Source organism: Roseibium sp. SCP14 (genome assembly GCF_040329475.1).
In the GTDB taxonomy this organism is placed as follows: Bacteria; Pseudomonadota; Alphaproteobacteria; order Rhizobiales; family Stappiaceae; genus Roseibium.
Map to the genome: position 1 here is coordinate 1,015,631 of NZ_JBDZYH010000002.1, position 18,387 is coordinate 1,034,017.

An 18,387-nucleotide genomic window follows, 5' to 3' on the forward strand; every position below is an offset into this window, starting at 1 on the left:
CCGCAGTCAGGCCTGATCCAGTTCCTCAAGCTCATCGATAATACGCTCGATGACCGCAAGACCCTTTTTCCAGAAATCCGGGTCCGTCGCGCTCAGGCCAAAAGGAGCAAGCAATTCGGAATGGTGCTTCGTGCCACCCGCCTTCAGCAGATCGAAGTATTTCTCCTGGAAACCGGTCTCGGCCTCTTCATAAACCGCATAGAGCGAGTTCACCAGACAGTCGCCGAAGGCATAGGCATAGACATAGAACGGTGAATGGATGAAGTGCGGAATATAGGTCCAGAAGGTCTCATATCCTTCGTTCAGCTTGATCGCCGGACCGAGGCTCTCTCCCTGTACGGAGAGCCACAGCTCGCCAATCTTGTCAGCAGTCAGCTCGCCATTGCGGCGCTCCGTATGAACCTTGCGCTCGAATGTGTAGAAAGCGATCTGCCGGACCACGGTGTTGATCATGTCCTCGGCTTTCGAGGCCAGCATGATCTTGCGTGTCTGTGGATTGTCCGCCCGGCCCAGAAGTGATTTGAAGGTCAGCATTTCACCAAAAACGCTGGCCGTTTCGGCCAGTGTCAGCGGTGTTGGTGCCATGAGTGGACCGTTGGGCCCGGCCAGAACCTGATGGACGCCATGACCAAGCTCGTGCGCAAGCGTCATCACATCACGGATCTTGCCCTGATAGTTGACCAGGACATACGGGTGTGCGCTCGGGACCGTGGGGTGCGCGAATGCCCCTGGGGCCTTGCCGGACCTGGCCGGCGCATCGATCCAGCCCTTGTCGAAGAACCGTCCGGCAATCTCGGCCATATCAGGGGAAAAGTTGCTGTAGGCGGCAAGAACCGTGTCCTTGGCCTCATTCCATGGAATGACGCGCGTATCTGCATCCGGCAACGGCGCATTCCGGTCCCAGGTGTTGAGCTGGTCCATACCCAGCCATCTGGCCTTCAGTTTGTAATAACGGTGCGACAAGCGCGGATAGGCATCGCGAACTGCTGCAACAAGCGCATCAACCACTTCACGCTCAACCCGGTTAGCCAGGTGGCGGCTGTCGGCGATGTCGGAAAAGTTCCGCCAGCGATCGGAGATTTCCTTGTCCTTGGCCAAAGTGTTGGTGATGAGCGTGAAGGTTCGAAGGTTTTCCGAGAAGGTCTTGGTGAGCGCCGCCGAAGCGAGCTTGCGTTTTTCTGCTGAAGGATCCACCAGCAGATTCAAGGTCGGCTCGATGGCAAGCGCTTCCCCGTCGACTTCAAAAGTGAGGGACGCCATGGTTTCGTCGAACAGGCGGTTCCAGGCACTGCTGCCGGTCACAGATTTTTCGTGAAACAGCTGCTCGACCCGATCTTCCAGCTGATACGGCTTGCCCTTGCGCAGATCCTCGATCCAGGGACGGAAATGCGCGAGATGCTCGTCCTTGAGGGCCGCTTCAATTACCGCGTCGTCAACGGTGTTCAACTCCAGCGTAAAAAACAGCAGATGCGAGCTGGCCGTCGTTATCTGTTCCTGGACGTCGCCGTAGAATTTCTGTGCAACCGGGTCGATGGTGTTTCCCGCATAGACAAGACCGGCGAACGAGATCAGCCGCCCCATGAGGTCTTCCAGGTCCTCATAGGCACGGATAGCGGTGACGAGCGCCGGGATGTTGTCCTTGGCGAGCTCGGCCAGACGCCCCTTGTAGGAGGTCTCGAAGGTCTTGGCTCGTTCCAGAGATTCCTTCAGGTCCGCTGCGACCTCAGGGGCATCCATCGCCGGATAAAGATCACTCAGGTTCCACTCCGGCAGATTGCCGAGTTCGGCGGACGCAGAAGATTGAGGCGCAAAGACTGGATGCGGCATCGGCATTATTCACTCCGGTGAAAAGTCGCCCTGAACGGGACGTCGGATTCTCTGTTTCTGAATTTGTAGGCCGGTGCACCCGTGACCTGCAATTGAAAACAGATAACTTTTTTACCTTCCCTTGGACGATTTATTTACCCAATTGCGACCAGAATGGTTCGAAACGATACAAATCCGGAAAAATCGAACGAACCATGCAAGCAATCAGCGGCAAAATCCTCATTGTTGACGACGATCCGATCCAGCGCAGGCTGCTTCAGGAAGCGGTCAAGAAATTCGGTTACCGGTCGAAGACTGCAGAGAACGGCGCTGAAGCTGTGCGCATCATGACCGGACCAGAGGCAAGCGAGATCGATCTGATCATTCTGGATATGGTCATGCCGGAGCTCGACGGCCTTGGGGTGCTGGAGCGGCTGCGCGGCGACAAGATTGCAACGCCCGTCATCGTCCAGACCGCCCATGGCGGCATCGACACCGTCGTGAACGTAATGAATGCCGGCGCACAGGATTTTGTCGTCAAGCCGGTTGCCCCGGAGCGGCTCAACGTTTCCATCAGGAACCTCCTGAAGACGAGCGCGCTGGAAGATGAAATCACCAGATTTCGCAACAAGGCATCCGGCACGCTGACCTTTGCCGACATCATCACACATTCCGCGGCCATGGAACGCGTGATCAATCTGGGCAAGAGGGCAGCCGCCTCCAACATTCCCATTCTGATCGAAGGGGAAAGCGGTGTCGGCAAGGAAATGATCGCCAGTGCCATTCAGGGTTCGAGCGACCGGAAGTCGAAGTCGCTGGTGACCGTGAATTGTGGCGCAATCCCTGAAAATCTCGTGGAGTCCATTCTTTTCGGGCACGAAAAGGGTGCCTTTACCGGCGCTGTCGACAAGCATACCGGCAAGTTCCAGGAAGCTCACGGAGGCACGCTGTTTCTGGATGAAGTCGGCGAACTGCCGCAGGACGTGCAGGTGAAACTGCTGCGCGCCATTCAGGAAAACGAAATTGACCCGATCGGTGCCCGCCGACCGGTGAAGGTCGACTTCCGGCTGATATCGGCAACCAACCGCCGTCTGATCGACCAGGTAAAGGATGGCGCGTTCCGTGAAGACCTTTATTACCGTCTGAACGTTTTCCCGATCTGGATTCCACCTCTGCGGGATCGCCGGGAGGACATACCGGCACTTACCCGGCATTTTCTGGCGCGCTTTGCAGCTGAAGAAGGCAAGCCGCACGTCGCCGGCGTTACGTCCGACACGCTTGCAATGCTTCAGGACTATCATTGGCCCGGCAACATCCGGCAGCTGGAAAACGCAGTCTTCCGGGCGGTGGTTCTTTGTGACGGCGCTCAACTGACCATAAACGATTTTCCGCAGGTCCAGGCCGCACTCGACCAGCCTGTTTCCCAGGCCGTGTCAGCACCACATCTGCAACCTGCTCCTGTATCGGTTCAGCCGCATTCTGCACAGGAGGCCACCGAACCGCAGAGCCCGGCTGAAACAGCACACGCGGAAAGCCCTTCCGTCCAGGCACCACAATCCGGGTTCGAGTTCGCAGCCCCTTTCGGATTCATGCGCAACCTCGACCAGGACGGACACGTCCGCAAACTCGCCGACATTGAAGAAGAGCTGATTCGGGCCGCGATCAATCACTACTCGGGCCGAATGACCGAAGTGGCAAGAAGGTTGGGAATCGGTCGCTCCACGTTGTATCGCAAGCTCAAGGAATACGGGCTGGAAGATACCAACAAGGACGCCGCAGCCTGACTTTTGTTAATTTCGGTGATGGCTGAGAATTGGACGATTTTTTGTCGCATTCTGCCTTTATCCAGCTTCACGTAAGATTTTTTGCCACAAATGCAGGTGGGGCGTTGCAATTCTGCCACGATTATCGCGCAAGCGAAATTAAGGTAAAAACTTCTTAACTTGCAGCGGTTAGTATATGTCTCCTGCTGGGGAGCACGGGATGGGCGAAAGCCTTCGAAAAACGGCGAGATAGAGATTGCGTAACCGGTTTGTTGATTTCGACACCGTCGCTTGGCTGAAACGCGCTGCAAGAATTGCGGGAGCGTTGACCGTTGCTTATGCCTGTCTGGCAACTTCCGCCGTAGCGGAAACCCGGACACTGAAGCTTTACAACACTCACACCAAGGAACGGGTGTCGATTACCTTCAAGAAGAACGGCCGCTACCTGCCGGGTGGCCTGCGTGAAGCCAACCGCTTTCTTCGGGACTGGCGCCGCAACGAGATCATCAAGATGGATCCAGAGCTTCTGGACCTTGTGTGGGAAGTCTACAAGAAGGTTGGCGCCCGGGACTATATTCACGTTGTTTCAAGTTACCGCTCACCCGCGACCAACAACATGCTGCGCAAACGGTCCAGGGGTGTTGCCAAGAACAGTCAGCATACGCTCGGCAAAGCCATGGACTTCTATATTCCCGGGGTCAATCTTTCCAAGCTGCGCGCCACCGGGCTGCGCAAGGAAGTTGGCGGTGTCGGCTATTATCCCAAATCCGGATCTCCCTTCGTACACATGGATACCGGCCGGGTGCGGCATTGGCCAAAGATGAGCCGCTCGCAGCTCGCCAGGGTATTCCCGAATGGCAAGACGCTGCACATCCCGTCCGACGGCAAGCCGCTGAAGGGCTACAAGCTTGCGCTGGCTGAATCCAAGTCCGGCAAGAAACGCACGTCGAAACCGACTATCGTCGCCTCGAGTTCGCGATCAAGCTCCAGCAGCAATCCGTCGACCACGCGGGACCAGAGCCTGACTGCTCCCGGAAAGCCGATCCAGGCTTCTTCAGGAAGCGACAACAATTCGTCCGGTGGCGGTAATCTTTTCGCCAGCCTGTTTGGTCGTGGCGGCAGCAACGACACGGAACAGAACACGCGGCCAGGTGCGGTCGGCAGCAAGCCGAAGGCAACTCAGACCGCAGACGCGTCTCCCGTCATCAAGAACCCGCCTGTACCGACTCGCAAGGTTCTGCAGACAGAACCTGAAACACCTGTCGTCGACGAAGCGCCGATTGTTGTCGCCAGCGCTGCTCCGGTTTTGAAACCACAAGACGAAGCACCGGAAACACCGGCGATCGCAAACACGCCGCTGGCACCCAATACGCTTGACGCGCAGCGTGTCGCCATTGAAAGCGGTGAGCAACCAGCGCCGACCAATGAGACCATCGACACGCGCTTCCAGATTGCGCGCGCGCCATCTCAGAAGCCGGACAACGGCTTGAGTGAAGCCGCGCGCATCGCCGCCGCACAGCTCGGCATTTCGGACGATGTTCCGGTGCCCGGAACGGCCCCGACGGACGACCCCGTGGCAGCAATTGCTGCGGCAACCGGCACCGCGGTGCCATCACCATCGCCGGCACCGCGACCGGAAGCAACCCTCGCCTATGCCTCTGCGACCGCGACACCTCCGAGCCTGAACCGTTCGCTGCTGCCGTCCGCAACCGGTCAGCAGCGCAGGAACGAACAGCGCAGCGCTGCACCGGAGACGGAAAAACGGAAGCCCGCTCAGCCTTCCCTGTCCGGCCGCATACCGCGTAACCAGATCGTCGACCCGCTCGCCGGATTTGCCAGCTTGCCGGACAAGTCCGAACCGACACTTCTGTCCGGAGCAGGAACGACCCGTCACCAGACCTTTGCCTGGCTCAGCCACCCCGATCAGCGCAAGCTGAAAAATGTGATGATGCCGGGTAACCGTTTCGTCAATTCAAGTTTCGAGGCGGCGCCGTATGCTGACCTGAGGACAGATCGATTCGATGGACCGGCTGTTGTCGTCTTGCCGGTACGCTTTGCCCGGTAACAATTAATCGGTCCGGGATCGGGCAGATGAATATGCGCAAAAGAAAAGAGCGGCTGAAACGCCGCTCTTTTTGTGTGTGCAAGCTGTCGGCTCAGCCTTCGGAAGGTCCCGGGCCTGCCATACCGAGAGCATGCATGTAGAGGTCGAGTACCGCTTCTTCTTCTTCGCGCTCATGTGGCTGCTTTTTGCGAAGTGAAACGACTTTGCGCAGGATCTTCACGTCGTAGCCGTTGCCCTTGGCTTCCGCGTAAACATCCTTGATGTCGTCGGAAATGACCTTCTTTTCTTCTTCCAAACGCTCGATACGTTCAACGAAAGCACGCAGCTGGTCGGCTGCAACTCCACCCGGATCGGACATGTATTCTTGTCTCCTTATGTGTGTTTCTCGATTTGTTCAAATGAGGGACCGGCTGATGTCGAGCATCACTGCCGGCCCTGAATTGTTAAGCTGCCGTGCCAGACTCGCCCCGGCCCGTCAAGATTCGAATGCGGGCTGAGAACTGCTCAGTGCTGAGGTTTGTTCTTCTCGAACGCCGCTTTCTGTTCAGCCGTGGCCTCGGTCTGATACTTGGTTTTCCATTCGTCATAGGGCATGCCGTAGACGATTTCCCGGGCATCTGCCTTCTCAAGGGTAAGCCCCTTTTCCTCGGCGGCGTCCTGATACCAGTTGGAAAGGCAGTTCCGGCAGAAACCGGCAAGGTTCATCATGTCGATGTTCTGCACATCCGTACGGTTGCGCAGGTGATCCACCAGGCGCCTGAAGACAGCTGCTTCCAGTTCCAGTTTTGTCTGATCGTCCATCTCGATGAACTCCTCCGTCTCGTCAATTGGCCCGCGTGCCTAGTCGATTTCGGTGCGGGATTTGTAATGCTGGACTTTCCTGCAATCAGGCCGCCGCGCGATATCGCGCAAAATAGGCTCCAGCCGGTCGGCCCATTCAAGCACGCCTGCCTCGTCGGCAATCAGATCCTGTCGCAGTTCCAGCAGAACCTGTGACAGACCGCGGCGCGTTGCGTGCCGATACATTGTGTCGTTTTTGAGAGCTCCGTCATAAGGCTCGTTGTCACCGACAACAAGCCCGTCCTGCGCCCGCAATCCCTCCAACATCGGCTTGACCGCACGCGGATCACTATCCCACAGGACGGTAGCGTGCCAGGGACGCGGAACACCACGCCAGACCGGTGTGAAACTGTGGATCGAAACAACGGCCGGCGGCTCTGATTTCTCCAGCATCGCGTCCAGCGTCCTATCGACCATGTCATGATACGGCTTGTGAAACTGTTCGATCCGGTACGCCCGTTCTGCCTCGTCCACTTTCGCATTGCCGGGAACAACGGCTCCGTCCGACAGACGCATGATCAGTGTGGGATCGTCTTCGCCCCGGTTCGGATCGATGAGAAGACGGGAGAAAGTCGACAGACAAGCGGGCGCCCTGAGCCGATGTGCAAGTTCCAGCGTAACGGCCCGTGCCCCGATGTCATAACCGATATGCCGCTCGAACTGCTCCTTCGGCACGCCAAGGTCGCCATATCCGGGCGGCACGGAGTTGCAGGCATGGTCACACAAGAGCAAAAGCCCCGCATCGAAATTGCCTTCGATGTATTCAGTCGGCTGAAAGGCCTCAACGGCCACGGCTGCTGTTTCTGTCATATCTCGCTTCGTGAAAAGTCTTCAGACCCTGCGCTTGTCTTGCCTGACCTGGACCACGCAGGCAAGGACGCCAAGCAAGGCACGTCATTGCCGGATGACCCGGGTTGAACAAGAGGCACCGGGAAGATGCAGGCGCACAGGTTTACGGCAAACGGCGTCAGGAACCAAGCCTGAATGCATAAATCACGTTCCGGAGCTGTTGGCGATTCGAAGCGCTTTAAATTTTGCCACCGGACAGGGGAAAACTCTGTGAATACAGCGCTATTTACGTTGCGTAACGCTAAATGTATACGATTTATTGACGCCTAATCTCTATCAGAAACCAAACCGCCATGTTCCCGCCCCATTTCTGACCTCATAGGAGATGTGACCGTACGACTGGGCAGTGACGACAGGACGGTTTCCGGAAACGAGGTTGGGTGAAAGCACCAACATAACCTGTTAACGACGTTGACAAGACCCGCTTGTCCACGCAAAAAGCGAATGTCTGTAAAGCAGCAAAGTGAACGACTGCATATGTTTGAGGTTGGGGAACGGTACCAGTTAAGGTCTCGGGCACGTAGCAACGTGCCCATGATGGCTTTCTTCACCGGCTTTCTCGCCTTGCTGTTTCTCTCGACGACCAGTGATGAAGCCAAGGCTGATTTGCGGCTCTGCAACAAGACCGACAGTCAGGTCGGTGTCGCCATAGGCTACAAGGATAAGACCGACTGGGTTACCGAAGGCTGGTGGAACCTCGCTTCCAACTCCTGTGAAACATTGGTTCCAGGTTCACTGGTGTCACGATACTATTACATCTACGCAGTTGATTACGACCAATTCGGCGAATGGGGAGGCCGGGCGTTCATGTGCACCCGGGAAAAAGAATTCACCATTCGCGGGATTGAGGACTGTGTGGCTCGAGGTTTCGAGCGGACAGGCTTTTTTGAAATAGACACGGGCGAACAGAGCAGCTGGACGGTCCAGTTGACGGAGCCCGTGCAACAAGGAACAGGTGGGCGATGAGGCGTAACCGACGAGTCAAGATTCTAGCAACTCTCGGACCCTCCTCCTCAGAACAAGACATCATTGAAAAGCTGTATCGTGCTGGTGCGGATGTGTTCCGCATCAACATGAGTCATACAGATCATGACCGTCTTAAGATGCTCGTTGAACGCATCCGTTCTGTTGAGGAAAATCTTGGGCGACCAATAGGGATCCTGGCGGATCTTCAAGGTCCGAAACTCCGCGTGGGTACATTTGCCGATGGCCCTGTCATGCTGGAAAACGGCGCGACCTTTACCCTGGATGCCGACACATCCGGTGGCGACGTCAACCGCGTGCACCTGCCGCACCCGGAAATTCTTCAAGCCCTGGAGCCCGGTCACCGACTGCTTCTGGACGACGGTAAGGTCCAGTTGAAAGTTGTCGATGCCACTCCGACCAAAGCCATCACCGAAGTTGTTGTCGGCGGCAAACTGTCCGATCGCAAGGGCGTCAGCGTTCCCGATTCCGAAATTGCCACCAGCGCAATGACCGAAAAGGATCACAAGGACCTGATCGCCGCTCTCGACCAGAACGTCGACTGGGTTGCCTTGTCCTTCGTTCAGCGCCCCGATGATCTGGCGGAAGTCCGCAAGATCACGCGTGGCCGCGCCGGTGTTCTTGCCAAGATCGAAAAGCCGCAGGCTATCGGTCGCCTGGACGAAATTATCGAGCTTTCCGATGCAGTCATGGTGGCTCGCGGTGATCTCGGCGTTGAAATGCCGCTGGAACAGGTTCCCGGCCTGCAGAAGCGCATCACGCGTGCCTGCCGCCGCGCCGGCAAGCCGGTGGTGATCGCGACCCAGATGCTGGAATCCATGATTTCCGCACCGGTTCCAACCCGCGCTGAAGTCTCCGACGTCGCCACTGCCGTCTTTGAAGGCGCCGATGCGGTCATGCTGTCCGCAGAATCCGCCGCTGGTGATTTTCCGGTCGAAGCCGTCGCAACGATGGACAAGATTGCGCAACAGGTTGAACAGGACAGCAACTACCGCGCCATCATCTACGCTCAGCGGGCCGAGCCGGAAGCAACAGGTGCGGACGCGATTTCCGCTGCTGCGCGGCAGATTGCCGAAACGCTCAACCTGGCCGCGGTCGTCTGCTACACGACCTCCGGCGCAACAGGCCTTCGCGCTTCCCGCGAACGTCCTTCCTGCCCGGTGATCGTTCTTTCTCCGGTTCTGGCAACTGCGAGACGCCTGTCACTTGGCTGGGGGCTGCACTGCGTGGTCAGCGAAGATGCCGCCAACGAAGAAGACATGATCGATCGCGCCTGCCGCATTTCCTATTCCGAGGATTTTGCCAAGCCAGGACAGCGCATCATCGTCACTGCCGGTGTCCCGTTCGGCACCCCGGGCTCCACCAACATGCTGCGGATTGCCTTTGTCGGCAACGACGGTCAGGGTGGCATTTGACATTCTAATCGGTTGAAAACCAAAGGCGGCCCCCAGGGCCGCCTTTTTTATGCATGCTCCATCGCTCTTTGACGACCGACTGAACGTTGATCGTATTCAACTTGCGTCTCCACCCGGCACATCAGCCTTTCCAGACCCTGCACAATCTTTTGTGTGTGCGTGTGATGCGGCATGTGCCCTGCCCTGTCCAGAACCATCAATTCGGCGTCGGGAAGGCTTGTCAAAAGCCCCTCGCAATGGATGGAGGGCCAGACGACGCTGTCCTGTGTTCCGGTTACAATCAGGGTCGGCTGAACGAGGGTTGCATAGTCTTTCGATTGCTCGGTGACAGCCTGCTTCAATCTCGTGATGGTCAACGCGTTTGCACGAAAAGCCTCCGGCCGGAACAGCAGCGGCACTCTTGTATCCGAAAGGTAGTTTTCAGGCGGTTGATCGGGTGAAAAAACGCTCGTGATTGCACAAGATGCCAGTCTCTCAGCAATCGGCAACGTCAGGGTCCAGCAGAAAAGCCTGCCGATCAAAGGCATCGAAGCTAGCGAATAATACCAATTCACACCGCCCGGCCATGGATGACTGACAGGAGCGAGAAATGCGAGACCCTTGACCCGATCAGGCGCAACCAACCCGAGAGCCGCCGCGACTGATCCTCCAAGCGAATGACCGACTACAACCGCGTTGGTCACTTCCAGCTTTTTCAGAAGACCGGCAATGACCCTTGCCTGCTCTCTCGGCGTGACGTGTCCCTTCCGTTGCCTCTCCGAAAATCCGAGACCTGGCCTGTCGATGAAAAGAAGCGGATACTTCCCTCTCAGAGTCCCCAGAAACGCCAGGCGAGTGTCATAAGCATTTCCGCTCGCCCCGTGCAGAAACGTGAGGACAGGTGCGTCCTGATTGTCTAGCGCCACCGGATAGAAGTGATAATGCAACCGGACGCCATCGATGACCATAAAGCGACCGTCAGGTTTCAGCTTTCGGGTTATCTGTGAGGCACGCCACAACGTGTAGAATGCGCATGCGCAAAGCAGGGCCACGAGCGTCATCAATACATAAGACATATGCCGGAGATAGCACCCGTTCCACGGCGATCAAGCCTTTCCGGGGGATCGGGACCGTTTCGGTTTCAATTGATCTCGGGGTCAGGCCGGCTCGCCTTCAGCTTCCTTCTCAAGGTCTTCAATCGCCTTGGTAGCGTTTTCCAGACCTGGATTGACCTTGATTGCCCGTCTGAAGGTTTCCAGCGCCTCGCTTTCAAAGCCAAGGCGCCGCTGGATGATCGCCAGTCCGGACAAAGCTCCCCAGTGCCGGGGTTCCAAGGCGAGCGTACGCTCGATATCGACAAGCGACTTGCCGAAATCCTCTCGCATGTAGTGAACGGTTGCCCGTCGGTTCCAGCCTTCTGCAAAAGACGGCTTCAGCACCACGACGATATCCAGGAGATCCAGAGCCAATGCGTGATCTTCCGCCTGAATGGCCTTGCCGGCACGGGACATCAGCACATCAACGGTGTCACTGCCTGAATCCATCCAGATTCTCTGGATCTCACGGGCGGCACGCTCGGCTTTCGCAGGATCATCCGCATCCGCCAAATCGGCGTAGAGCTCGTCCAGGAGACTTTCTTCGTCGTCCGGGTCGGTTTCCTCAACCACCACCTGCCCGTTATCGTCCGGCAAGTCTTCCGGCATCGGGCTGAAGTCTTCCGCAGAAGGAGGCGCGACTTCGGGTCCGAGATCCGGTACAGGTTGAGCTCCGGCAAAACCGGCGCTCATCACATAAAGAAGGGCAAACACAAAAATCCGCATCCGACGATTATGGAACGTTGGATGCGGTGGTCAATCCGGGAATTTGACACATCTTCGTGCGCTGACGGTCGAACCGGTCTTTGAATCTTCCACGAAGCCTATTAACGGCTTCAATTCCAAGGAAAATCCTCAGGCCTGCACGCAACAGCGCAGCAGCAAGATTAACCCTGGCGAGCCTTGAAGCGCGGGTTTTTCTTGTTGATGATGAAGACACGGCCTTTGCGGCGAACCATACGGTTGTCACGGTGGCGGGTCATAAGCGCTTTAAGCGAATTCTTGATCTTCATGTCACTGTCCCCCCTAAAGGGTTCTTGTTACTTTAAACCAAATGAGCGCCTAAGGCGCTCACGTTCGATTGGGCCGTCATAAAGCAGCAGCAAGTTCTGCGCCTGTCTTCAAGATCAACCCGCGCCTCTTGGAACCTACAATCAGCGCAATAATGGTGGGCGTGACAGGGATTGAACCTGTGACCCCTTCGATGTCAACGAAGTGCTCTCCCGCTGAGCTACACGCCCGAATTTCTCGGTAGTCCGGCGCACCAGCGCCGTGGTGGAGTGCGATATAACGGGGATCTCAAATCAGTGCAACCCCCCTTTTTACCGAACTGTCAAATTTTCCCGTATCCGGCCCTGCCCCCTGTTGAAAGCTGCGCTCAAGCAGCCAGCATCCGCTCCACTTCCTGCACCAAATCCTTCAAGTGGAAGGGCTTAGACAAGACTTTCGCATCTTTGGGTGCATCCGATTCCGGATTGAGCGCGACCGCGGCGAAGCCGGTAATGAACATCACCTTTAGATCCGGATCGAGTTCTGTCGCCCGGCGCGCCAGTTCAATCCCGTCCATTTCAGGCATCACGATATCAGTCAGCAGCAAGGAAAAAGGTTCTTCGCGCAAACGCTCATAAGCGCTTTTGCCGTTGTCGAAGGAGATCACATCATACCCTGCGTTCTCGAGCGCCTTCGCCAGGAAGCGGCGCATGTCATTATCATCTTCGGCAAGCAGAATACGCGACATCGTAAACGACCATCTCTCTTAATATTGTTGATGATGCGGGTTCACCTTCAGCCGGTTATAGCCCGAATTCCACAGAATGATAGGGAGAATTGGTTCTCCTAAGCTTTTGAGCGCATCACTGTGGACTGTGTGTTGATTCCTTGGCACCATGGGGCATGCCTTCATGTAGTCAGTCGGGCACGGCATGGACCACGAAGAGCAATATTGGGACATATCATTTGACGGATAAAAAGCATTCTGTGAGCGAGACCCCCTTCGAAGCCGACTTTAACGGCTTACCGGCTTTTGATGTACTTTGTCCCGCCGATCAGCGCCTTCCCTACGTCTTCAACTCCCCGCATTCCGGACGTCAGTATTCGAAAGATTTTCTTGCCTCTTCAAGGCTCGACGAAAATTCGATCCGCCGATCCGAAGACGCCTATGTCGATGATCTCTTTGCTCACGTCGTACCGCTGGGAGCCCCGCTTCTGCGCGCGCATTTTCCAAGAGCCTATCTGGATGTGAACCGGGAACCCTATGAGCTGGACCCGAAAATGTTCGATGGCCGGCTGCCCACTTACGCAAACATACGCTCCATCAGAGTTGCCGGCGGCCTGGGCACAGTTGCGAAGATCGTCAGCGAAAACCACGAGATCTACCGTCATCGTCTTCCCGTCGAGGAAGCGCTGAACCGCGTTGAGGAAATCTACAAGCCCTATCACACGACCTTGCGGCGGCTTTTGGCCCAGACCCATGTCACGTTCGGATACGCGGTGCTGATCGACTGCCATTCGATGCCGTCCAGCGTCAAATGCCAGACAACCGACACGCGTCCGGACTTTGTCCTCGGCGATCGCTACGGCACCAGCTGCAACAGCGATCTTACGGACTTCGCCTATTCGGTCCTCAAGAACATGGGCTTCAATGTCAGCCGTAACAAACCGTATGCCGGCGGGTTCATCACGGAACATTACGGCAGGCCCGCAAGCGGATTGCACGCCCTGCAGATCGAGATCAACCGCGGTCTCTACATGGACGAAACCACGCACCAGCCTTCCGTCGGTTTCGGGGATCTCTTCAACGCGCTGCGGGAATTTGCGCGCGAACTCACATCGATGCCGGATGCAGCATTGCCCGCCGACCCTATCGCAGCAGAATAAAAAGAAGGCCGCGCTCAATAGAGGCGGCCCGAGTCTAGGGAGGAAACGCCCAAGAAGGGCGGCACGGCAGAGTATGCCGCACCGCAATAATATTGCACCGCACCGCACAAACTTCAAGTCGCCCTCCCCGCGATTCCTGATCATATTTTGAGCAAAAGGTCAGGTTTTGCGGATTCAATTTTCAGCAGAACGGGTTATACAGGCAGCAACTCGGGCATTCTGTGACGATTGAGCCGCCTGATGCGGCACGGAGGGGATTGATGACAACGACACCTGTTTCCAGTTCAAACGAGTTCGCTCCTTTTCTGGACAGGCTTGCGGATGCCGCCAGCGAGGCGATCATGCCGCACTTCCGGTCGGGCTTCGACGTTCACAACAAATGGGAACACGGTTTCGACCCTGTAACCGTTGCCGATCGAAACGGTGAAACCGCGATGCGCGCGCTCATCAACAGCACCTATCCCGGTCACGGCATTCTGGGCGAAGAACACGGACCGGAAAACCTCGATGCAGAAAACGTCTGGGTGCTGGATCCGATCGATGGCACTCGTGCCTTCATCACCGGCCTGCCGACCTGGGGCACCTTGATCGGATTGCGTACTGCGGGCAAACCGAGCCTCGGCATGATGGTTCAGCCCTATGTCGGCGAAAGGTATGGGGGCGACGGCGAAACGGCCTGGTACCAGGGGCCGCTCGGCGAGAAGAAGCTCAAGACCCGGGCATGTGACAGTCTTGAAGAAGCAACCATTTTTACAACAACGCCGGCTATCTTCGAAGAGGACGAACGGGCCGCATTCGACCGCATTGAGGCTTCCGTTCAGCTCTCCAGATACGGCACCGACTGCTATGCCTACTGCATGGTGGCCGCCGGGCACGGTGATGCCGTCATCGAATCCGGGCTCCAGGCCTACGATATCGTCGCCCTTGTCCCGATCATCGAAGGAGCCGGTGGCGTTGTCACCACCTGGACCGGCGGTTCGCCAGCCGATGGCGGCCGGATCCTGGCTTCCGGAAGCCCGCAATTGCACGAAATACTCTTGAAGGAACTCGCTTTGAAAAGCTGATCAAGCTGCTTCACTGCAGCGCGCGTTTCAGCTCTTGCTCGGCTTCCAAACCAGGTATGAAAGCATCGAATGCAGCCCAGAACTGATCGCGGAACACATCGCGTTCCATCATCAGTTCGTGTGCGGCGCCTGGAATCTCCACATAGGCGGCGGCTTTTGTGCGCGAGACGAAATCCTCGACAGCCGGCGTCGAAACAACCTTGTCATTGCCAGCGGCAAGCACCAGACAGGGAAGCTTCAGGTTTGGCCCGGCATTTCGTTTGCGCAGAGGCAGAATTGTCCTTGCCGCAGCATTGACCCATCCCATGGTGGGGGCGCCGATCCCCAGCTCCGGTGCTGCTTTCAGCACTTCGTTGAACCGCTCGAACCGGACCTTGTCGGACGTCTGACGATTGGTCTCGAAGGGCACGAGTATTTCTCCGTTTCCGCCTGGCACGAAGACCCGGCCAAATCCGGTCCAGGAAAACAACCTTGCGAGGGGAAATCCGACCTTTTCGACAAATGCTGAGGTCTTCGGAGCTGTCGCCTTCAAGGGAGGGCGTCCCAGAAGGCCGAAACTGATCTTCCTCAGGCACCATCGCCACGCAGCGGCAAAATCCGGCGTCCATGCGCCGGAAGGCAATCCCAGCAACGGCGCGGTTATGACGGCCCGGTCCAGCATCGTCCGGAGCCGCTCGGTATCGGACAGAAGTACAAGCCCCCCTGTTGAATGAGCCAGTGCGAAATGCGGCCCGGGATAAGTCGCCAGGGAGACCTGCTTAAGTATGGTCCGTAGGTCTATCCGAAACTTTTTGAAACTCGACACATGACCGCGTCTGGGATTGCGCGTCAAACGCTGCGATCCTCCCTGCCCGCGCCAATCGAAGGTCACAACGGCAAACCCGCGCGAGCGCAAGTCCTCGATCACCTCGAAGTACTTTTCTATGAACTCTGCACGTCCCTGCAGCAGCGTCACGGTACCACGCCGCTGCTTCCCGGCAGCATGCCAGTGCGCATAGCGGATCTTGACCTTGTCAGGCGTCATCACAAACCCGGATTCTGCACCGTCCGGTATGGGATTGTCTGGATGGTCGATAAGGCTCATGGCATTCCGATTCACGAAGGGTTCTTATCAGTGATAGCGGGCTTGTGCCGGAGCGACAACAAACTTCAGGCCGGCACCTGCGGGCACCGGCCTTGAAAAGAATGTGATCCCTGGTGAAGTTACCAGCGGTACTGCCAGTGTTTGCGGTGTCCGGCAGGACGGCTGCGAACGATGTCGGCGGTTCTGGAATCAACGACCAGCCGCATCGGCATTCCACGCCAGCCAATCGCTTTGACGATATACATCGGCCCCCGGCGATCCAGGATCTTGATGCGATAGAAGCCGCGATGACGCAGGCTGCGGCGAATTTGTCTCGGACCCAGTTCGCGATATCCCCAGCCGCGCCCGTTGTTCCAACCGCCGCCGTGGCGGCCAGGCCCCCAGCGATGATCGACCTTGATGACGCGCTCGGAGTTTACCGGTTGAAACGACCGGTCAACCTGAAACGGTGCGGCCGAAGCGACGGGAGCGAAGCATAGGGAAGCCAGCAAAATGGCACCGGCGACAGGGGCAGAAAGTTTAGAAGCCTTTGCAAACATTTGAGTTCTCCTGATCTTGCCGCCAGCGCTTCACTGACGTTGATCAGAAGATGCACGACCCCGGTTGAACGCGGGTGGAAGGACCTGTTCATCCAGCGTTCATCTGAGCCGAAACAGCGAAAAATGCCGCCTCTTGAAAAGGAAAAACGAAGTTCCCATCTGTCTTCATGTAGGCGCCAAAACGGGTCTGCAACAAACCCCTGTCCCGCCAATGCTGGGGGATCAGGATCACATAAACAGTGAAGTATCAGTTGCTCAAAGAGAGGACAGAATCATGCGTCACTTGGACTTTTCTCCGCTTTACCGGTCTACCGTCGGGTTTGACCGCCTTTTCTCGATGCTGGACACAGCCGGCAGCGACACCCCGAGCTATCCGCCTTACAACATTGAACGGACTGGCGAGAACGCCTACCGGATCACAATGGCGGTTGCCGGTTTCACCGACGCCGAACTGTCGGTAGAAGCCAAAGAGCACGTTCTCACCATCAAGGGCGAGAAAGCCGAAGAAGATTCCGATCGGGAAGTTCTATACCGCGGCATCGCAGCGCGCACATTCGAGCGTCGCTTCCAGATTGCCGAACACGTTCGCGTAGATGGTGCCAGCCTTGAAAACGGCCTGCTGCACGTCGACCTCGTGCGGGAAATCCCCGAAGCCATGAAGCCGCGCAAGATTGAAATCACATCTGGCGGATCCAAGCGGATCGAATCGACTGCTCACTAATCTGAAGCCGCTCACGCGGCGGGTTATGCATGAGGCGCCTGGGCAACCAGGCGCCTTTTTGCGTTGCGCCGCGTCAAACCGTATTGAACAGTGTCATCCCAGCTGAAGACGGGAAGACGGACGCATTTTCGTCAACTGCATTTCGCCCTGGGCCTCCAAGGACTATCCAGCTCCGAAACTCCGCTTTCCCGCAATTGGACTGACCACGGAAGTCGAGGGTTTTCGCCCTTTACTCCTCGTCGGATAGCACCTTCAGGAACGTTTCCACGTCCGCCTCGCTCGTCGCGAAACTCGTTACCATTCGAAGACAGACTTCATCTTCTGCAGGCGCGATATTGGGTGTCAGATCCTTCGCCGGCCACTCGTAGAGTTTTGCTCCCGCAGCTTCCAGCTTCTCGAACTGGCTGCGTTTCACGATTGGAAACAACTCATTCGCTTCCACGGCCCACGCGGTCCTGCCACCTTGCGCCAGAATGCCTGCCGCCAACCTTGAAGCCATGTTGTTCGCATGACCTGCCGTTTCCAGCCAATTGTCATTTTCGAAATAGCCGTCGAACTGAGCAGCGACAAACCTGCTCTTTGAAAAGAGGTGACCGCCGCGTTTGCGGAAATACTCGAACCCCCTAGCGGCCTCAAGGTCGAAGAACACAACGGCTTCAGCGCACCAGCACCCGTTTTTAGTTGCTCCGAAAGACAGGACATCAACGCCCGATTTCCAGGTCATTTCCGCCGAAGTGCAGCCCAGCGTGACGAGGGCGTTGGCGAAGCGGGCGCCGTCCATGTGAAGCGGCACGGAACGGGATTTGGCAACGTCGCTGATTGCCGCAATTTCTTCAGGCGTGTAGACGGTTCCACTTTCCGTCGCCTGGCTGATGGAAACGGACGCAACCTGCCCCTGATGCACCACGCCTTCAGGAAAACCGGCCATGGCCTCCTGCAGCGCGTCCGCCGTGAACTTGCCGTCACCACTTGAAACGCTGACGAGCTTGCCGCCGCTCGTCATGAATTCAGGGCAATTGCACTCATCCATCTGGATGTGACTGTCGCGATGGCAGAAAATCGCGCCGCCCGGCTTTGAATAGGCGGCAAGCGACAGCGCATTGGCAGCGGTACCGGTCGCAACGAAAAACACCGCGACTTCCCGCTCGAAGATGTCATTGAACTTCCGGCACACGTTGTCCGTCAGAGGGTCCGTGCCATAGGCGGGAGAAAATCCCGAATTATGGCGGGACAGCGCCGACATCACCGCCGGAGCCGCACCCGCCCAATTGTCGCTTGCAAAATTCATGTGCCGGTTTAAGCACTTG

The 18,387-nt window shown here is 57.0% G+C and carries 18 protein-coding genes and 1 tRNA gene; 7 read left to right on the forward strand and 12 right to left on the reverse strand.

What is annotated here, in order from left to right:
- Positions 1–6: 6 nt before the first annotated feature.
- On the reverse strand, positions 7–1,833 hold the full coding sequence (locus tag ABLQ08_RS11950) for a M3 family oligoendopeptidase (protein ID WP_352942202.1): 1,827 nt from the start codon (positions 1,831–1,833) through the stop codon (positions 7–9).
- Positions 1,834–2,021: 188 nt separating this feature from the next.
- Between ABLQ08_RS11950 and ABLQ08_RS11955 the strand changes: the two genes are divergently transcribed.
- Complete coding sequence (locus ABLQ08_RS11955; RefSeq protein ID WP_352942205.1) at positions 2,022–3,590, forward strand: sigma-54-dependent transcriptional regulator; 1,569 nt, start codon at positions 2,022–2,024, stop codon at positions 3,588–3,590.
- A 292-nt stretch (positions 3,591–3,882) separates the two neighbouring features.
- Entirely contained in the window at positions 3,883–5,634 is a 1,752-nt protein-coding gene (locus ABLQ08_RS11960) for a DUF882 domain-containing protein (RefSeq protein WP_417714913.1), read from the forward strand.
- Positions 5,635–5,725: 91 nt separating this feature from the next.
- Here the strand turns inward: ABLQ08_RS11960 and ABLQ08_RS11965 are convergent, their stop codons facing one another.
- The 3 genes from ABLQ08_RS11965 to ABLQ08_RS11975 all read right to left on the reverse strand — a co-directional run bounded on the left by ABLQ08_RS11965 (position 5,726) and on the right by ABLQ08_RS11975 (position 7,284).
- Entirely contained in the window at positions 5,726–5,992 is a 267-nt protein-coding gene (locus ABLQ08_RS11965) for a DUF2312 domain-containing protein (protein ID WP_207142257.1), read from the reverse strand.
- 146 nt (positions 5,993–6,138) lie between these two features.
- Complete coding sequence (locus ABLQ08_RS11970; protein ID WP_352942209.1) at positions 6,139–6,435, reverse strand: DUF1244 domain-containing protein; 297 nt, start codon at positions 6,433–6,435, stop codon at positions 6,139–6,141.
- A gap of 39 nt (positions 6,436–6,474) precedes the next feature.
- Complete coding sequence (locus ABLQ08_RS11975) at positions 6,475–7,284, reverse strand: N-formylglutamate amidohydrolase (protein ID WP_352942212.1); 810 nt, start codon at positions 7,282–7,284, stop codon at positions 6,475–6,477.
- Positions 7,285–7,857: 573 nt separating this feature from the next.
- Here ABLQ08_RS11975 and ABLQ08_RS11980 point away from each other — a divergent pair.
- Both ABLQ08_RS11980 and pyk read left to right on the forward strand, forming a co-directional pair.
- Positions 7,858–8,289, forward strand: a complete 432-nt coding sequence (locus ABLQ08_RS11980; protein ID WP_352942214.1) for a DUF1036 domain-containing protein — start codon at positions 7,858–7,860, stop codon at positions 8,287–8,289.
- On the forward strand, positions 8,286–9,722 hold the full coding sequence (gene pyk / locus ABLQ08_RS11985) for a pyruvate kinase (protein ID WP_352942216.1): 1,437 nt from the start codon (positions 8,286–8,288) through the stop codon (positions 9,720–9,722). Before ABLQ08_RS11980 ends, pyk begins: the two co-directional genes overlap by 4 nt.
- 47 nt (positions 9,723–9,769) lie before the next feature.
- On the opposite strand, the gene ABLQ08_RS11990 is transcribed toward pyk, so the two are convergent.
- The 5 genes from ABLQ08_RS11990 to cpdR all read right to left on the reverse strand — a co-directional run bounded on the left by ABLQ08_RS11990 (position 9,770) and on the right by cpdR (position 12,533).
- On the reverse strand, positions 9,770–10,777 hold the full coding sequence (locus ABLQ08_RS11990; RefSeq protein ID WP_352942218.1) for an alpha/beta fold hydrolase: 1,008 nt from the start codon (positions 10,775–10,777) through the stop codon (positions 9,770–9,772).
- An 81-nt stretch (positions 10,778–10,858) separates the two neighbouring features.
- On the reverse strand, positions 10,859–11,509 hold the full coding sequence (locus ABLQ08_RS11995) for a tetratricopeptide repeat protein (protein ID WP_352942220.1): 651 nt from the start codon (positions 11,507–11,509) through the stop codon (positions 10,859–10,861).
- 173 nt (positions 11,510–11,682) lie between these two features.
- Positions 11,683–11,808: a type B 50S ribosomal protein L36 gene (gene ykgO / locus ABLQ08_RS12000; protein ID WP_352942222.1), complete on the reverse strand. Its 126-nt coding sequence runs from the start codon at positions 11,806–11,808 to the stop codon at positions 11,683–11,685.
- Positions 11,809–11,961: 153 nt separating this feature from the next.
- A tRNA-Val gene (locus ABLQ08_RS12005) sits at positions 11,962–12,036 on the reverse strand.
- A 137-nt stretch (positions 12,037–12,173) separates the two neighbouring features.
- Positions 12,174–12,533: a cell cycle two-component system response regulator CpdR gene (gene cpdR / locus ABLQ08_RS12010; protein ID WP_352942224.1), complete on the reverse strand. Its 360-nt coding sequence runs from the start codon at positions 12,531–12,533 to the stop codon at positions 12,174–12,176.
- A gap of 239 nt (positions 12,534–12,772) precedes the next feature.
- Here cpdR and ABLQ08_RS12015 point away from each other — a divergent pair, with 239 nt between their 5' ends.
- Positions 12,773–13,672 (forward strand): N-formylglutamate amidohydrolase, encoded by a 900-nt coding sequence (locus ABLQ08_RS12015; protein WP_352942227.1) that lies wholly within the window; start codon positions 12,773–12,775, stop codon positions 13,670–13,672.
- 260 nt (positions 13,673–13,932) lie between these two features.
- On the forward strand, positions 13,933–14,736 hold the full coding sequence (gene hisN, locus ABLQ08_RS12020; RefSeq protein WP_352942229.1) for a histidinol-phosphatase: 804 nt from the start codon (positions 13,933–13,935) through the stop codon (positions 14,734–14,736).
- A 10-nt stretch (positions 14,737–14,746) separates the two neighbouring features.
- Here hisN and ABLQ08_RS12025 read toward each other — a convergent pair whose 3' ends face one another.
- On the reverse strand, positions 14,747–15,820 hold the full coding sequence (locus ABLQ08_RS12025; RefSeq protein WP_352942232.1) for an alpha/beta hydrolase: 1,074 nt from the start codon (positions 15,818–15,820) through the stop codon (positions 14,747–14,749).
- Between the two features lie 119 nt (positions 15,821–15,939).
- Positions 15,940–16,359 (reverse strand): hypothetical protein, encoded by a 420-nt coding sequence (locus ABLQ08_RS12030; protein ID WP_352942234.1) that lies wholly within the window; start codon positions 16,357–16,359, stop codon positions 15,940–15,942.
- 274 nt (positions 16,360–16,633) lie between these two features.
- On the opposite strand from ABLQ08_RS12030, the gene ABLQ08_RS12035 reads away from it, so the two are divergent.
- Complete coding sequence (locus tag ABLQ08_RS12035; protein WP_352942235.1) at positions 16,634–17,080, forward strand: Hsp20 family protein; 447 nt, start codon at positions 16,634–16,636, stop codon at positions 17,078–17,080.
- 229 nt (positions 17,081–17,309) lie between these two features.
- On the opposite strand, the gene ABLQ08_RS12040 is transcribed toward ABLQ08_RS12035, so the two are convergent.
- The gene (locus ABLQ08_RS12040) at positions 17,310–18,368 is read right to left on the reverse strand and encodes a threonine aldolase family protein (RefSeq protein WP_352942237.1); all 1,059 of its coding nucleotides are present in this window, start codon (positions 18,366–18,368) and stop codon (positions 17,310–17,312) included.
- Positions 18,369–18,387: the final 19 nt, after the last annotated feature.

Bases quoted from the DNA above. Each gene is read 5' to 3' on its own strand.
- ykgO (WP_352942222.1), bottom strand. From the start codon at position 11,808: ATGAAGATCAAGAATTCGCTTAAAGCGCTTATGACCCGCCACCGTGAC.
- ABLQ08_RS12025 (WP_352942232.1), bottom strand. From the start codon at position 15,820: ATGAGCCTTATCGACCATCCAGACAATCCCATACCGGACGGTGCAGAA.
- ABLQ08_RS11955 (WP_352942205.1), top strand. From the start codon at position 2,022: ATGCAAGCAATCAGCGGCAAAATCCTCATTGTTGACGACGATCCGATC.
- ABLQ08_RS12040 (WP_352942237.1), bottom strand. From the start codon at position 18,368: ATGAATTTTGCAAGCGACAATTGGGCGGGTGCGGCTCCGGCGGTGATG.
- ABLQ08_RS12030 (WP_352942234.1), bottom strand. From the start codon at position 16,359: ATGTTTGCAAAGGCTTCTAAACTTTCTGCCCCTGTCGCCGGTGCCATT.
- ABLQ08_RS11975 (WP_352942212.1), bottom strand. From the start codon at position 7,284: ATGACAGAAACAGCAGCCGTGGCCGTTGAGGCCTTTCAGCCGACTGAA.
- ABLQ08_RS11990 (WP_352942218.1), bottom strand. From the start codon at position 10,777: ATGTCTTATGTATTGATGACGCTCGTGGCCCTGCTTTGCGCATGCGCA.
- ABLQ08_RS11980 (WP_352942214.1), top strand. From the start codon at position 7,858: ATGATGGCTTTCTTCACCGGCTTTCTCGCCTTGCTGTTTCTCTCGACG.
- ABLQ08_RS11965 (WP_207142257.1), bottom strand. From the start codon at position 5,992: ATGTCCGATCCGGGTGGAGTTGCAGCCGACCAGCTGCGTGCTTTCGTT.
- hisN (WP_352942229.1), top strand. From the start codon at position 13,933: ATGACAACGACACCTGTTTCCAGTTCAAACGAGTTCGCTCCTTTTCTG.
- ABLQ08_RS12035 (WP_352942235.1), top strand. From the start codon at position 16,634: ATGCGTCACTTGGACTTTTCTCCGCTTTACCGGTCTACCGTCGGGTTT.
- ABLQ08_RS11950 (WP_352942202.1), bottom strand. From the start codon at position 1,833: ATGCCGATGCCGCATCCAGTCTTTGCGCCTCAATCTTCTGCGTCCGCC.
- ABLQ08_RS11970 (WP_352942209.1), bottom strand. From the start codon at position 6,435: ATGGACGATCAGACAAAACTGGAACTGGAAGCAGCTGTCTTCAGGCGC.
- cpdR (WP_352942224.1), bottom strand. From the start codon at position 12,533: ATGTCGCGTATTCTGCTTGCCGAAGATGATAATGACATGCGCCGCTTC.
- pyk (WP_352942216.1), top strand. From the start codon at position 8,286: ATGAGGCGTAACCGACGAGTCAAGATTCTAGCAACTCTCGGACCCTCC.